The organism is Tenacibaculum mesophilum (genome assembly GCF_003867075.1).
Classification (GTDB): Bacteria; Bacteroidota; Bacteroidia; order Flavobacteriales; family Flavobacteriaceae; genus Polaribacter; species Polaribacter mesophilus.
Map to the genome: position 1 here is coordinate 2376668 of NZ_CP032544.1, position 13089 is coordinate 2389756.

Sequence of the window (13089 nt, forward strand, 5' to 3'; positions counted from 1 at the left end):
GCTTTATAAAAAAGCCATGAAAAAATATATAACTCTTTTACTTTTCTTTTTTACTTTATTTTCTTACTCACAAAATACTTATGTACCCGATGATAATTTTGAACAATTTTTAATTGATTCAGGCTATGATTCTGGTCCTTTGGATAATTATGTTTTGACTAGTAATATTGAAACAATAAAAAAATTAGATCTAGAAAATAAGAATATTAGTGATATGACAGGTATTCAAGATTTTGTTTCTTTAACATACTTAGATTGTTCTGATAATTTTTTTACCAATATTGATGTTAGTCAACTTATTAAATTAGAAACCTTAATTTGTGGTGCAGGTAATCTAAATACATTAGATGTAACAAATAACACTTTAATAAAGTTTCTTTCTGTTAATGATTCAAAACTTTCTAGTATAAATGTTACCAAGAATATTAAATTAGAGCACTTTGTTATTTATGGTAATGATCTTAGTGACCTAGATATTTCAAATAATCTTAAATTAAGGTTTTTAAGTTGTTCAAGTAATAATCTTACTCAACTAAATACTTCTAACAATCCCGATTTATATTGGTTGGATATTTATTTTAATAAAATATCAAGTTTAGATTTAAGTAATAATTTAAAATTAGCAAGATTAGATTGTTTTAATAACTCCATTAAAGAGTTAAATTTAATTAATAATAAAGAACTAACATTTTTAAACTGTAGATACAATCAATTAACTAATCTTGATATAAGAAACAATAACAACACTAATATTTTATCAAATAGTTTCGATTTAAGATATAATCCTAACCTTACATGTGTTTTAGTTGATAATGTAAACTATAGTATAACAAACTGGACTCAAATAGATGATAATACTGTTTTTAAAGAAAATACAAATGAATGTAACCAAACTACATGTACTATTACAGTAGATACTTTAAATGATGTTATCACCTGTGATAATTACTCTTTACCTAGTTTATCTGATGGAAAATACTATACTGAATCTAATGGAAATGGAAATCGATTGAACCCTGGAGATATTATAAATAAATCTCAAACAATTTTTATTTATAACGAAGATTCAAGTAATCCTTCTTGTTCAATTGAATCTTCATTTATGGTTACTATAAACAATTCACCTGATGTTGATATTTTAAATGATGTTTTTGCTATTAATGAATTTACTTTACCTAATCTAATAAATGGAAATTATTATACTGAATCTGGAGGAAATGGAAATCAATTAAATTCTGGAGATATTATTACTGATTCTCAAACAATTTTTATTTATAATGTAAACCCTATAAATACTAATTGTAATAATGAAAGTAGTTTTACCATTCTTATAGAGGAAGAAAGAGATGTTACCATTCCAAACTTTTTTACTCCAAATAACGATGGTAACAATGATACTTGGATTGTAAACGCTAATAACAATCTTATTAAAGAAATTTATATTACTGATAGATTTGGAAAGATAGTAGGTAAAATTAAACCAAACACTATTGGTTGGAATGGTTTATACAATGGAAAACCACTTCCAAGTACTACATACTGGTATCAAATAATTTTTACAAACGGAGAGGCTAAAAATGGTGCTTTTGCTTTAATTAGAAACTAATTTCTAACCATTCTTATATGCGGAATACCATCTTCTAAATAACCTTCACCTATTTGTTTAAATCCGTGAGATTCGTAGAATTTTTGCAAATAGGTTTGTGCAGAAATCGTTATGGTAGTTTCATTGTAGTTATCAACAATAGCTTTTATGGATGCTTTAATCAAATCGTGTCCGTAACCATATTTACGTTCCGTTTCTTTAACTACTACCCTACCAATACTTGGTGTATCAAAATATTCACCACTATTAAATAATCGTGTATAAGCTACTATTTTACCTTCTTTAACTCCTATAACGTGTAAAGCCTTTTGATCTTTACCATCAATATCTTGATAGACACAATCTTGTTCAACAACAAAAACTTCAGAACGTAATTGCAAAAGCTCATACAGTTCTGAAGTTGTTAATTCTTGAAATCTTTTTACTATAAAATTCATTAACAGCAAGCTATTTTATTTACTCTATTCGCGTGACGACCTCCTTCAAATTCGGTAGATAAGAAAATCTTTACAAAACCTAAGGCTTGTTGTAACGAAACAAAACGAGCTGGAATTGTTAAAATGTTAGCATCATTATGCTGACGTGTTAATTCCACCAATTCATTGTTCCAACACAAAGCTGCACGAACTCCCTGGTGTTTGTTAGCGGTCATTTGCGCTCCATTACCACTTCCACATAAAATAATTCCCATTTCTGCTTGTCCTGTCTCCACAGCTTCAGCAGCTGGATGAATTGTATCTGGGTAATCCATACTATCGGTTTCATTCGTACCAAAGTTGATTACTTTATGTCCTAATTCTTCTAAAAGCTTAACTATTTCAAATTTGTATTCGGTGCCTGCGTGATCGTTTCCTACAGCGATTGTCATAATTTGTTGATTTTAATTCAGTTGTGAATTACAAAAATACAGTTATTCACGGTTATCAACAGTAATTAACAATGCTTTTTTTAGCATTCTTAATAACCTATTTAAAATTAATAAGTTAAGCTATATTATCAAATTGTTAAGAAGTAATAGTATGTTCTGAAAAGAAAATTTGATTTTCTAGATATTTTTTACAATACAAGAACAAGAATTAATTATGCAACTTTTTTTTTGAGATTTTAATGAACATTTATCAACATTAAATTAACCCTTTTTTTACATTGAAAAAAAAATTAACTATTCAAAATTTTCAGTGAATTGCTGTTTATAACTTTTGTTAATAACTCTATTTTATAGTTGATTTTTAAAGTTTTATTTAACTAATAACTTGTTTATTTATTTTAATAAGTCACTTCACCAAAAATAAAATATACTTTTTATGCTACATATTAACACACTATAATAACAATCATTTCTTTTTTTAAATTTTTAAAATCTCTTTTATTAATAATATAATATGTTAATAACAGTTTTTTTGAAGTTTTGAGTTTTACAAATTCTTCTACTAATCATTTACTGAGTTTAAAAAACTAGTGTAACCTCTTTGTCTTCTTTTAGGGCAAATTGCAAAAAATAAGGCGTAAATACCACGTTTGTTGAAAAGTGATAATAAGTGAGAGAAAAAGACTTAAACAGCTTTTTTAGATGCTTTAATAAGGTAAATAGTATCTTTAGTTACTACTTCTGAAGGAGTTTTTTTGTTTAAAGTTGTATTTATACTCACTACTGTTACGATAATTCCTGTAATGAATATGAAAATAAACAGTGCTATTATTTTGCGTAAGTTTTTCATTTATAACGACTTTCTTACTATAAAGACGTATGAATTTAAGAAACGTTACAATTTTATTAAGTTTTTTTTAACTTTTTAAGGAATAACTATTTGAATAGCACTTTTTAGAATACTAACTTTAACTTGTCCTCTACCTATTAACTCACCATCTGCTTGAATATAAGGAAGTTCATCATTGTTTTTAGGAGTTATTAACAATGAGTTAGCCAAATGCGTTTCTACTTTTTTATGCTGAAGAATTTTTCCGTTGTATAATTTTTTAATTGAAAATAGTAAGTCCCAAAAGGACAGATTTTTAGCTATTGTTATATCAAATAAACCATTATTAGAATCTTTATAATCAGTTAATTGCATACCTCCTGCTGAATATTTACAAATACCAAACAAAGTCATTAAACACTTTGTTTCAACAGATTTATTGTTAATAGTTATGTTAAAAGTAGTTTTTTTATAGAGTAATAAACCCGCTATCCCACTCAATAAGTAGGCTATAGATCCAAATCTCTTTAATTTATTCAACTTATTAACAACATATCCGTCATAACCAATACCAGCTACATTATTAAAATAGGAAGAAGTATCAGGTAATTCTAAGTAACCGATGTCTTGAAAAATAGTTTTTCCGTGTTTTATTAAACTAACGGTAGCTTTTATATTCTTAGGTATATTATAAGTTTTAATCCAGTCATTACCAGTACCTAATGGAATAACAGCAATAGTTATTTCTTCAGGTTTTATAGTATTTTGAGTCATAATTCCGTTAATAATATGATGTAAAGTACCATCACCCCCAACAGAAATTATTTTCTTATAACCTTTGTTAATAGCTTGTTGAACAATAATTTTTTCGTGATTAGAATATTCAGTTTTTGCATATTCATAGGTTATATTATTAAATTTTAATTCCTGTTGAATATCAAACCAATATTTATTGAACTTACCGTTACCAGCTATAGGATTAACAATAACAAACCAAGAATTATTCATACCATCACTTTAAATAAAGACTGGAAAAGTACGAAATCAATTTATAACAGTTATTTAAATTACTAGCATTAATTTTATTCGTACTTTGGTTGAAAATTAAATAAGACGAAAGATTAATGACTAGAAAGAAAAAAATCTACAAAAAAAAGGGTAAAGTTATCAAAGATCTTACCCGTAACATTTTCAAAATACTTAACGAAGACAGTAATAAATATTACAATTACAAACAGATTGCTTCTAAATTGAAAGTTTCTGATACTGATGGTAAAAATCAGATTATAAAAAAATTAGCAGAATTAACAGCTAATAAGAAAATTAAAGAAGTTGATAGAGGTAAATATCAAATAAATGAAGACCGTAAATACCATGTTGGTACTTTAGATGCTACCTCTAATGGCAATGCTTATTTTATTTGTGATGATTTTGAACACGATATTTTTGTACCTTCAGTAAACTTAGGTAAAGGCTTACATAATGATACTGTAAAAGCCTATGTGTATAAAAAGCGTAGAAGTAATAAACATGAAGCCGATGTTGTAGAAATTATTGAGAGAGCAAAAACTGAATTTGTTGGTGTATTACAAATGAATAAAAATTTCGGATTTGTTATACCAGATAGCACTAAAATGTATGCAGACATTTTTATTTCTCAAAGTAAACTTAATGGCGCAAAAGATGGTGATAAGGTTGTTGCTACAATGACTGATTGGCCAGAGAATTCTAAAAATCCGTTTGGAAAAATTACTCAAGTTTTAGGAAGACCAGGAGATCACGATACAGAAATCCATTCTATTTTATTAGAATATGGTTTACCTTATGAATTTCCTACTGAAGTAGAGAAAGAAGCATCTGAATTACCTATTGAAATTACTAAGGAGGAAATAGCTAAGCGTAGAGATATGCGAGGAGATTTAACATTTACCATAGATCCTAAAGATGCTAAAGATTTTGACGATGCTTTATCATTTACAAAACTTGAAAATGGTAATTATGAAATAGGTATTCATATTGCTGATGTTTCTCATTATTTACAACCAAAAACTGTTTTAGATGATGAAGCTTATGATCGTGCTACATCAGTATATTTAGTTGATAGAGTGGTACCAATGCTACCTGAAATGTTAAGTAACGGAGTTTGTTCTTTACGACCAAATGAAGAAAAATTAACTTTTTCAGCAGTATTTGAAATAAACGAGAAAGCACATGTTATTAACCAATGGTTTGGAAGAACTGTTACTTATTCTGATAAACGCTTTGCTTATGAAGAAGCACAAGCAATCATTGAGAATAAAAATAATATAATTCCTGCTGATGTTTCTTTAACTGGAGAAGTATATGAAGTTGATGAAACTATTGTTGAAGCTACATTAAAACTTGATGAACTAGCTAAAAAAATGCGTAAAAAACGTATGAAATCAGGAGCTATTTCTTTTGATAGAGTTGAAGTTAAATTTCATTTAGATGAAAATGCTAACCCTACAGGAGTTTTCTTTAAAGAAGCTAAAGACGCTAATAAACTGATTGAAGAATTTATGTTATTAGCAAACAAAAAAGTAGCTGAATTTATAGGGCTTTCTGCAGGGAGACCAAGTAAGAAAACTTTTGTTTATCGTGTACACGATGAACCAGATGTAGAAAAACTAGCATCGTTACAAAATATTGTTAGTAAATTTGGATATAAAATCAATACAGAAACACGCCAAAAAACATCTGATAGTTTAAATAAATTATTATCAGACGTTCATGGCAAGGGAGAAGCCAACATGGTAGAAACCTTAGCCATTCGTTCAATGAGTAAAGCTGAATATACTACACAAAATATAGGTCACTATGGTTTAGCTTTTGATTATTACAGCCACTTTACTTCACCAATACGTCGTTATCCTGATGTGATGACACATCGTTTATTACAACACTATTTAGATGGCGGAAACTCACCAAAAGCCGAAATTTATGAAGAAAAGTGTAAACATTCTTCTAAAATGGAAGAATTAGCTTCAAAAGCTGAAAGAGATTCCATTAAATATATGCAGGTTAAATACATGCAAGATCATAAAGATCAAGAATTTGAGGGAGTAATTTCAGGTGTTACAGAATGGGGAATTTATGTTGAAATAAAATCCAATAAATGCGAAGGTATGGTACGTATTAAAGACATTAAGGATGATTATTATATCTTTGATGAAAAACAATATGCTGTGGTTGGACAGTCAACTAAAAATATTATTCAATTAGGGGATGAAGTTGTTGTAAAAGTAAAACATACCGATTTAGAACGCAAACATTTAGATTTTAACTTAATATCACATTAAAAATTATATATAAAAAACTATGAAAATTTGGATTACTACTGAAGAAGAAAAAAATAATATTTATCTAATTGCTAATAAGAAATCCCTGTGGATAACAGAACAACCTGTTGAAGTTGATGTTAGTAATCTAATTTCAGAACAGAAGTTAACAAATACTACTATTATAAGATTTGAAGAAATAAAAGAAATTTTATTAAATGATACAGATCAGATTATAACAATTAACTTAAAAGATGATAAGGAAAATGAAATTGAAATAATAATTAATTCAGCTACTTATTCAGAAATTAAAACATATTTATTAAATAATTTAAAAGGTATAGCAGTAAAAAATTATTCACTTTTCAAACAAATTAAATCTTATATATTTGGTTTATTATTATTTGGAGTTGTTACCTGGATCCTACATAACACTGCTCTAAGTTTACAAAATGGTGAAACATTAAACACAAGTGGCAGAAGAGGTTTAATAAAAAAAATATTTGTAGGAGTAGCAGACTTTTTGGGACCAACTGGAGTATTAATAATTGGAGGAATTTTTATACTTATTTTTATAGTAGGCCTTGTTAATACAATTAAGAAACCTAAAGTAGGAGAAATTATAAAATTTAAGAATAATACAGAATTAATATTCAGTTAAAAACAATATTTTTAAGTATTTACCTTTATAGTATTGGTATAATTATTGGTTATACTCAATTAACTAATGGAATTTATTATGAAGAAGTTAGCAATATTAAGTTTGTTCTTGATGACCGTTTTAGCATCAGCTCAAACAACCATAACTAAGAATTTAGGAGACTTTTCAATAGTAAAAGTGTACAATGGTATAGATTTAAAACTAGTAAAATCTGATGAATCTAAAATAATAGTTACTGGCGAAAAAACAGACAAAGTTAAAATTAAGTTGGATGGAACGACCTTAAAAGTATTATTAAGGTTCCCAGAAACTACTGCTGATGGTAAAGTTAAAGCAACGTTATATTACAATAAAACTTTATCAATTATTGATGCAAATGAAGGAGCAACGATTACAGGTAAAGACATTAACCAACAAAAAGTCGAAATTAGAGCTCAAGAAGGAGCTTTTATCAACCTTGTGGTGAATGTTAAGCATTTGAATGTAAAAAGTTCTTCAGGAGCGGTTATTAGGCTTTCTGGAGCAACAAAGAATCAAAATGTTAATGCTGATCTAGGAGGAATGTATCACGGTTACAAATTATCGGTAGAAGAAATGACAGCTGTAAAAGCAGGATCTGGTTCTAAGGTTGAAGTACAAGCTGGAGAAACCTTAGATGCTAAAGTATCGTTTGGAGGCTCTATTTTTTATAAAGGAAAACCAGAAGTATTTAGAGACAAAAAAGTAATTGGCGGAGTAATAGAACACCGAAGTTAATTTTGTATCTTTGTAGCGCAAAATTTAATAAAAATGAATTTACTTACTATATTTTTAGGAATTATTGGGCCATGGCAAATAGCTATAGTCGTTGCATTAGTACTATTATTATTCGGAGGAAAAAAAATTCCTGAATTAATGAGAGGTTTAGGTACTGGTATTAAAGAATTCAAAGATGCCACTAAAGATGAAGAGAATACTGATAAAGTAGAAGAAAAGAAATAAGATCATTATCTTATTAACAATAAAAAGAAAACCGAAACATTTAATGTTTCGGTTTTTTATTTAATTAAAGTTTTACCGCTGTTCCAGAAGCAGTAACCATTAGCATACCTCCATTGGCGCCAACGGTTTCATAATCTAAGTCGATTCCTATAACTGCATCAGCTCCTAATTTTAGAGCTCTCTCTTCCATCTCTTTTAAAGCTATTTCTTTAGCTTCTCTTAGAACTTTTTCATAAGAACCAGACCTACCTCCTACTATATCTCTAATACCGGCAAAGAAGTCCTTAAAAATGTTTGCACCTATAATTGTTTCACCAGTAACAATACCTAGATATTCTTTAGCTGGTTTATTTTCTATTGAAGGTGTAGTTGATAGTATCATAATTATTCTTTGTCTTTATTTTCTTGTGCTTTCTTCATTGCCTCACCTATTTGATTACTTGCTGTAAAGCTAGCTACCATATCATTTAACATATTACTACCTGCTTGTGGTGAATTTGGTAGTAAAATTAAGTTACTGTTAGTTTCTTCACCAATTGATTGTAAAGTATCGTAGTGTTGTGTAACAACAATTAAAGCTGATGCTTCTTGACTGTTAATTCCTACTTTATTTAAAACTTCAACAGATTCTTCTAAACCACGAGCAATTTCTCTACGTTGATCAGCTATACCTTGTCCTTGCAAACGTTTGCTTTCAGCTTCTGCTTTAGCTTTTTCAACAATTAAAATACGTTGTGCGTCTCCTTCAAATTGAGCTGCGATTTTTTCACGTTCAGAAGCATTAATACGGTTCATTGCTGCTTTTACTTGTGCATCTGGATCAATATCAGTTACTAAAGTTTTTATAATATCATAACCATAATCAGCCATGGCATCGTTTAATTCAGTTTTAACGGCGATTGCAATATCATCTTTTTTAACAAATACATCATCTAACTTCATTTTAGGTACTTCTGCACGTACTACATCAAATACATAAGATGTAATTTGATCGTGCGGATAATCTAGCTTATAAAAAGCATCGTACACCTTATCACGAATTACTTTGTATTGTACAGAAACTTTTAACTTAACAAATACATCGTCTAAGGTTTTTGTTTCCACAATTACATCTAGTTGTTGAATTTTTAAACTCAACTTACCAGCAATTCTATCCACAATAGGAATTTTTAATTGTAAACCAGAATGACGAATGCTTTGAAAGCGACCAAAACGCTCAATAATAGCTGCTGTTTGTTGCTTAACAATAAAGAATAATGATAAAAATACTAGAATTCCGATAACAATAACCGGATACATATAAATTGACATAGTTTTTAATTTTTAAATGTTAGTAATTTTTTTGATAAAGATACTATTTAATAGTAGATAATTATTAGACGAATTTTATTTGAATTGTTACAATTCTTATTTAAAATTTATATTTGTAAAAAATCAATTATATGGAACTTATACAACAAAGCATAACAGAAATCTTACTTTTACTTTTTTTAATCGTTACTTTTTTACAATCCGGAATAGATAAGGTAACAGACTGGAAAGGAAATTTATCTTTTATCAGAGGGCACTTTAAAGACTCTCCCTTAAAAAATTCGGTACCTCTTTTACTTGCTATAATTTTAGTAATGGAATTATTAGCTGGTGCATTAATGTTTGTTGGAATTTTTCATTTATCAACAACAGGTAACCACAATATAGCTTTAATTGGTGCTGAGTTATCAGCAGTAACTTTAATCTTTTTATTAGTTGGTCAGCGATTAGCAAAAGACTATGCAGGAGCTATGACATTAGCAGTTTACTTTATAATTGCAATTTTAGCTGTTTATTTATTAAATAGATAAAAATTATATATATTCATATTTAATATAATTTTTGATTATTTAAAAACCTCTTAAAAAGTACTTTTTAAGAGGTTTTTAAATTTTAGTAAGGTATTTGTATATTTTATTTTTAAAAGTAGTTAAAAACAATGTTAAATTAAGTTTTACTTGTTTTTTAAGATGTAAATCAAAGAAGAATACTCACCAGAACGATTTGCTTTAAAATTTGATTTCAATCCAGTTAAAAAAGCACGAATTGGTCTTGATTTTTTTGTTTTATATTTTTCAGATAATAAAGAAACATAAAAAGAATCAAATTTCATTGGAAGTGTTTTTTCTACTTTCATTTCAACCAATGAAAATATTTTTGATATTGATATTCTTGAAAAATGCCACAAGTGTCTTGGAACATCATAAGCTGCCCAAAATTCTTTGTAGTGTTTTGCATCAAAGCTTTTATGATTAGGAACAGCAATAATTAAAACACCATTTGTTTTTAAAAGTGATTTTAATTGTTGTATGTATTCTGTTAAATTAGGAATATGTTCTAAGACATGCCAAAGAGTAATAACATCAAATTGTTTGCCTTCTATTTTTGAAAGATCTTTTAAAAGATTTATGTTTTTATTTTTAGCAAAACTTCTTGCTTTTTCAGAAGGTTCAACACCAGCAATTTTCCAACCACCATTTTCACATACTTTTAAAAAATCACCAGTACCAGCACCAACATCTAAAATTAATTTATCTTCTGTGTTAAAAGAGTTAATTAATTTTAGTTTCTTTTTTAAAGTATAGTTTTTTACAAACTGATATGTTTTATCAAAAAGAGATGTTTTACTATCTGTATGTGAAATATAATCTTCACTAGCATAATATTTATCTAAATTATTAGGTACAGGTGAAGTTACTAATATATCGTATTCTTCATTTTTCATTACCTCATAACTTTCTTTAGATACTGTATGATCGATACAATTTAAAAAAGGTTTTAAGTCTTTATATAACTTTTTTTCTGTAATCAAATTAATATGTTGTGTTGAGTGTTCCTTGTGGAACATTAGTTTTAATGGAACAATTATACATAAAAAAATAAAACGTTCCACATGGAACGTTTTATTTTTATCTACCCATATATACAAGTAATACAGATATATCACTTGGTGATACTCCACTTATTCTACTTGCTTGTGATATTGAAGTAGGTTGTATTTTAGATAATTTTTCTCTAGCTTCATATGATAAAGATTTCACTTTACTATAATCAAAAGTAGCGGGAATAGGCACGTTTTCTAATCTATTTAATTTGTCTGCATTATTCTTTTCTTTTTCAATATAACCAGAGTATTTTAAGTGGATTTCAACTTGCTCTATAATTTCATTATCAATTTCGTTTTCCTGAATATAATTTTCAAGCTTATCAATCGATCTAAAATCTGAAAACGTTAATTGAGGTCTCGCAGCAATTTTATACAATTTCATAGATTGATTAATAGTTGCTAAATTTTTCTCTTCTAGAATAGGGTTGATATCCTCTTTTGTTACACTTAATCCTTTAATATAATCGATTAAGTTTTGAGTCTTGTTTTTCTTCTCTTCTACTCTATCCATTCTTTCTTGAGAAGCTAATCCTAATTTATAAGATTTTTCTGTTAAGCGTAAATCTGCATTATCTTGTCGTAAAAGAGTTCTATATTCAGCACGAGAAGTAAACATACGATACGGTTCCTCTGTCCCTTTTGTGATTAAATCATCAATTAAAACACCTATATAGGCTTCGCTTCTTTTTAGAATAAAAGGCTCTTTATTTTGAGTTTTTAACGCAGCATTTACACCTGCCATTAAACCTTGAGCAGCTGCTTCTTCATAACCTGTTGTACCATTAATTTGACCAGCAAAAAATAAGTTCTCAATTAACTTAGTTTCTAAGTTGTGTTTTAATTGTGTTGGTGGAAAATAATCGTACTCAATTGCATAACCGTATCTAAAGAATTTTACGTTTTCAAATCCAGGAATAGAACGGATAGCTTTGTCTTGAATGTCTTCAGGAAGTGATGTTGAGAATCCATTTACATAAATCTCAACAGTGTTCCACCCTTCTGGTTCAACAAAAATTTGATGACGTTCTTTCTCTGCAAAACGATTGATTTTGTCTTCTACAGATGGACAATAACGTGGTCCTGTAGATTTAATTCTACCATTAAACATTGGTGAGCGTTCAAAACCCTCACGAAGTAAATTGTGTACTTCAGGATTGGTGTAAGTAAGATAACAAGAACGTTGTTTTGTTAATGTTTTTGTTATTGGTAAATAAGAGAATTTTTCTGGAGCATCGTCACCAGGTTGTTCGGTCATTTTAGAGTAATCCAAAGAGCGTCCGTCTACACGAGGAGGAGTTCCTGTTTTCATTCTACCAGCTTCAAAACCTTTAGCTACTAAATCTTCAGTAATACCAGTTGAAGCTCCTTCTCCTGCTCTACCACCACCAAACGTTTTTTCACCAATATGAATCAATCCGTTTAAAAAAGTACCTGCTGTAACAATTACTGTTTTAGCTTTTATTTCTAAACCTAAGGCAGTTTTAACACCAATAATTGTATCGCCATCAAATAATAATCCATTAACAGAATCTTGATAAAAATCCAAATTATCAGTTTGCTCTAACATGGTTCTCCAGCACTCTGCGAATTGCATTCTGTCCGATTGAGCTCTAGGGCTCCACATAGCTGGTCCTTTAGATTTATTTAGCATTTTAAATTGAATCGCGGTCTTGTCAGTTACAATACCACTGTAACCACCAAGTGCATCAATTTCACGAACTATTTGCCCTTTTGCAATTCCACCCATAGCAGGATTGCAACTCATTTGAGCAATGTTTTGTAAGTTCATTGTAATTAACAAAGTGTGTGCTCCCATGTTTGCACTTGCTGCAGCTGCTTCGCTACCAGCATGTCCACCTCCTACTACAATTACATCGTATGTTGTATTAAATAAACTCATTTTTTATAATCAGTTCCACGTGGAACTC

At 28.7% G+C, this 13089-nt stretch carries 14 protein-coding genes; 6 read left to right on the forward strand and 8 right to left on the reverse strand.

All coding sequences use genetic code 11. From position 1 onward, the window contains the following. Positions 1-16: 16 nt before the first annotated feature. A complete protein-coding gene (locus D6200_RS10775) occupies positions 17-1606 on the forward strand; it encodes a T9SS type B sorting domain-containing protein (RefSeq protein WP_073182360.1) in 1590 nt (529 codons plus the stop codon). On the opposite strand, the gene D6200_RS10780 is transcribed toward D6200_RS10775, so the two are convergent. The 4 genes from D6200_RS10780 to D6200_RS10790 form a co-directional block, all read right to left on the reverse strand. Then, a complete protein-coding gene (locus tag D6200_RS10780; protein ID WP_073182359.1) occupies positions 1603-2043 on the reverse strand; it encodes a GNAT family N-acetyltransferase in 441 nt (146 codons plus the stop codon). The genes D6200_RS10775 and D6200_RS10780 overlap by 4 nt on opposite strands. Next, a complete protein-coding gene (gene rpiB / locus D6200_RS10785) occupies positions 2043-2474 on the reverse strand; it encodes a ribose 5-phosphate isomerase B (protein ID WP_073182358.1) in 432 nt (143 codons plus the stop codon). Before rpiB ends, D6200_RS10780 begins: the two co-directional genes overlap by 1 nt. A 685-nt stretch (positions 2475-3159) precedes the next feature. Continuing rightward, positions 3160-3324: a hypothetical protein gene (locus D6200_RS15325; protein WP_164505163.1), complete on the reverse strand. Its 165-nt coding sequence runs from the start codon at positions 3322-3324 to the stop codon at positions 3160-3162. Between the two features lie 75 nt (positions 3325-3399). Continuing rightward, entirely contained in the window at positions 3400-4311 is a 912-nt protein-coding gene (locus D6200_RS10790; RefSeq protein WP_073182357.1) for a diacylglycerol/lipid kinase family protein, read from the reverse strand. A 116-nt stretch (positions 4312-4427) separates the two neighbouring features. Here D6200_RS10790 and rnr point away from each other — a divergent pair, with 116 nt between their 5' ends. The 4 genes from rnr (at position 4428) to D6200_RS10810 (ending at position 8244) form a co-directional block, all read left to right on the forward strand. After that, the gene (gene rnr / locus D6200_RS10795) at positions 4428-6623 is read left to right on the forward strand and encodes a ribonuclease R (RefSeq protein WP_073182356.1); all 2196 of its coding nucleotides are present in this window, start codon (positions 4428-4430) and stop codon (positions 6621-6623) included. Between the two features lie 19 nt (positions 6624-6642). Next, the gene (locus D6200_RS10800; protein ID WP_073182355.1) at positions 6643-7263 is read left to right on the forward strand and encodes a hypothetical protein; all 621 of its coding nucleotides are present in this window, start codon (positions 6643-6645) and stop codon (positions 7261-7263) included. Positions 7264-7341: 78 nt separating this feature from the next. Further along, positions 7342-8019 carry a head GIN domain-containing protein gene (locus D6200_RS10805; RefSeq protein ID WP_047788360.1) on the forward strand — a complete coding sequence of 226 codons (678 nt, stop codon included), beginning with the start codon at positions 7342-7344 and terminating at the stop codon, positions 8017-8019. Between the two features lie 33 nt (positions 8020-8052). After that, a complete protein-coding gene (locus D6200_RS10810) occupies positions 8053-8244 on the forward strand; it encodes a Sec-independent protein translocase subunit TatA/TatB (RefSeq protein WP_047788056.1) in 192 nt (63 codons plus the stop codon). Between the two features lie 64 nt (positions 8245-8308). On the opposite strand, the gene D6200_RS10815 is transcribed toward D6200_RS10810, so the two are convergent. Together D6200_RS10815 and D6200_RS10820 are read right to left on the reverse strand one after the other, a co-directional pair. After that, the gene (locus tag D6200_RS10815; RefSeq protein WP_047788055.1) at positions 8309-8626 is read right to left on the reverse strand and encodes a heavy metal-binding domain-containing protein; all 318 of its coding nucleotides are present in this window, start codon (positions 8624-8626) and stop codon (positions 8309-8311) included. A gap of 2 nt (positions 8627-8628) precedes the next feature. Next, positions 8629-9555 (reverse strand): SPFH domain-containing protein, encoded by a 927-nt coding sequence (locus D6200_RS10820; protein ID WP_047788054.1) that lies wholly within the window; start codon positions 9553-9555, stop codon positions 8629-8631. 131 nt (positions 9556-9686) lie between these two features. Here D6200_RS10820 and D6200_RS10825 point away from each other — a divergent pair, with 131 nt between their 5' ends. Then, the gene (locus tag D6200_RS10825) at positions 9687-10085 is read left to right on the forward strand and encodes a hypothetical protein (RefSeq protein WP_047788053.1); all 399 of its coding nucleotides are present in this window, start codon (positions 9687-9689) and stop codon (positions 10083-10085) included. Between the two features lie 143 nt (positions 10086-10228). On the opposite strand, the gene D6200_RS10830 is transcribed toward D6200_RS10825, so the two are convergent. Continuing rightward, complete coding sequence (locus tag D6200_RS10830) at positions 10229-11122, reverse strand: class I SAM-dependent methyltransferase (RefSeq protein ID WP_083574784.1); 894 nt, start codon at positions 11120-11122, stop codon at positions 10229-10231. A 61-nt stretch (positions 11123-11183) separates the two neighbouring features. After that, a complete protein-coding gene (gene mnmG / locus D6200_RS10835; RefSeq protein WP_073182354.1) occupies positions 11184-13061 on the reverse strand; it encodes a tRNA uridine-5-carboxymethylaminomethyl(34) synthesis enzyme MnmG in 1878 nt (625 codons plus the stop codon). Between the last annotated feature and the right edge of the window lie 28 nt (positions 13062-13089).

Coding starts and splice junctions, on each gene's coding strand:
- rpiB (WP_073182358.1), bottom strand. CDS start 2,474: ATGACAATCGCTGTAGGAAACGATCACGCAGGCACCGAATACAAATTT.
- D6200_RS10810 (WP_047788056.1), top strand. CDS start 8,053: ATGAATTTACTTACTATATTTTTAGGAATTATTGGGCCATGGCAAATA.
- D6200_RS10805 (WP_047788360.1), top strand. CDS start 7,342: ATGAAGAAGTTAGCAATATTAAGTTTGTTCTTGATGACCGTTTTAGCA.
- D6200_RS10825 (WP_047788053.1), top strand. CDS start 9,687: ATGGAACTTATACAACAAAGCATAACAGAAATCTTACTTTTACTTTTT.
- D6200_RS15325 (WP_164505163.1), bottom strand. CDS start 3,324: ATGAAAAACTTACGCAAAATAATAGCACTGTTTATTTTCATATTCATT.
- D6200_RS10820 (WP_047788054.1), bottom strand. CDS start 9,555: ATGTCAATTTATATGTATCCGGTTATTGTTATCGGAATTCTAGTATTT.
- mnmG (WP_073182354.1), bottom strand. CDS start 13,061: ATGAGTTTATTTAATACAACATACGATGTAATTGTAGTAGGAGGTGGA.
- D6200_RS10780 (WP_073182359.1), bottom strand. CDS start 2,043: ATGAATTTTATAGTAAAAAGATTTCAAGAATTAACAACTTCAGAACTG.
- D6200_RS10775 (WP_073182360.1), top strand. CDS start 17: ATGAAAAAATATATAACTCTTTTACTTTTCTTTTTTACTTTATTTTCT.
- D6200_RS10790 (WP_073182357.1), bottom strand. CDS start 4,311: ATGAATAATTCTTGGTTTGTTATTGTTAATCCTATAGCTGGTAACGGT.
- D6200_RS10830 (WP_083574784.1), bottom strand. CDS start 11,122: ATGTTCCACAAGGAACACTCAACACAACATATTAATTTGATTACAGAA.
- D6200_RS10815 (WP_047788055.1), bottom strand. CDS start 8,626: ATGATACTATCAACTACACCTTCAATAGAAAATAAACCAGCTAAAGAA.
- rnr (WP_073182356.1), top strand. CDS start 4,428: ATGACTAGAAAGAAAAAAATCTACAAAAAAAAGGGTAAAGTTATCAAA.
- D6200_RS10800 (WP_073182355.1), top strand. CDS start 6,643: ATGAAAATTTGGATTACTACTGAAGAAGAAAAAAATAATATTTATCTA.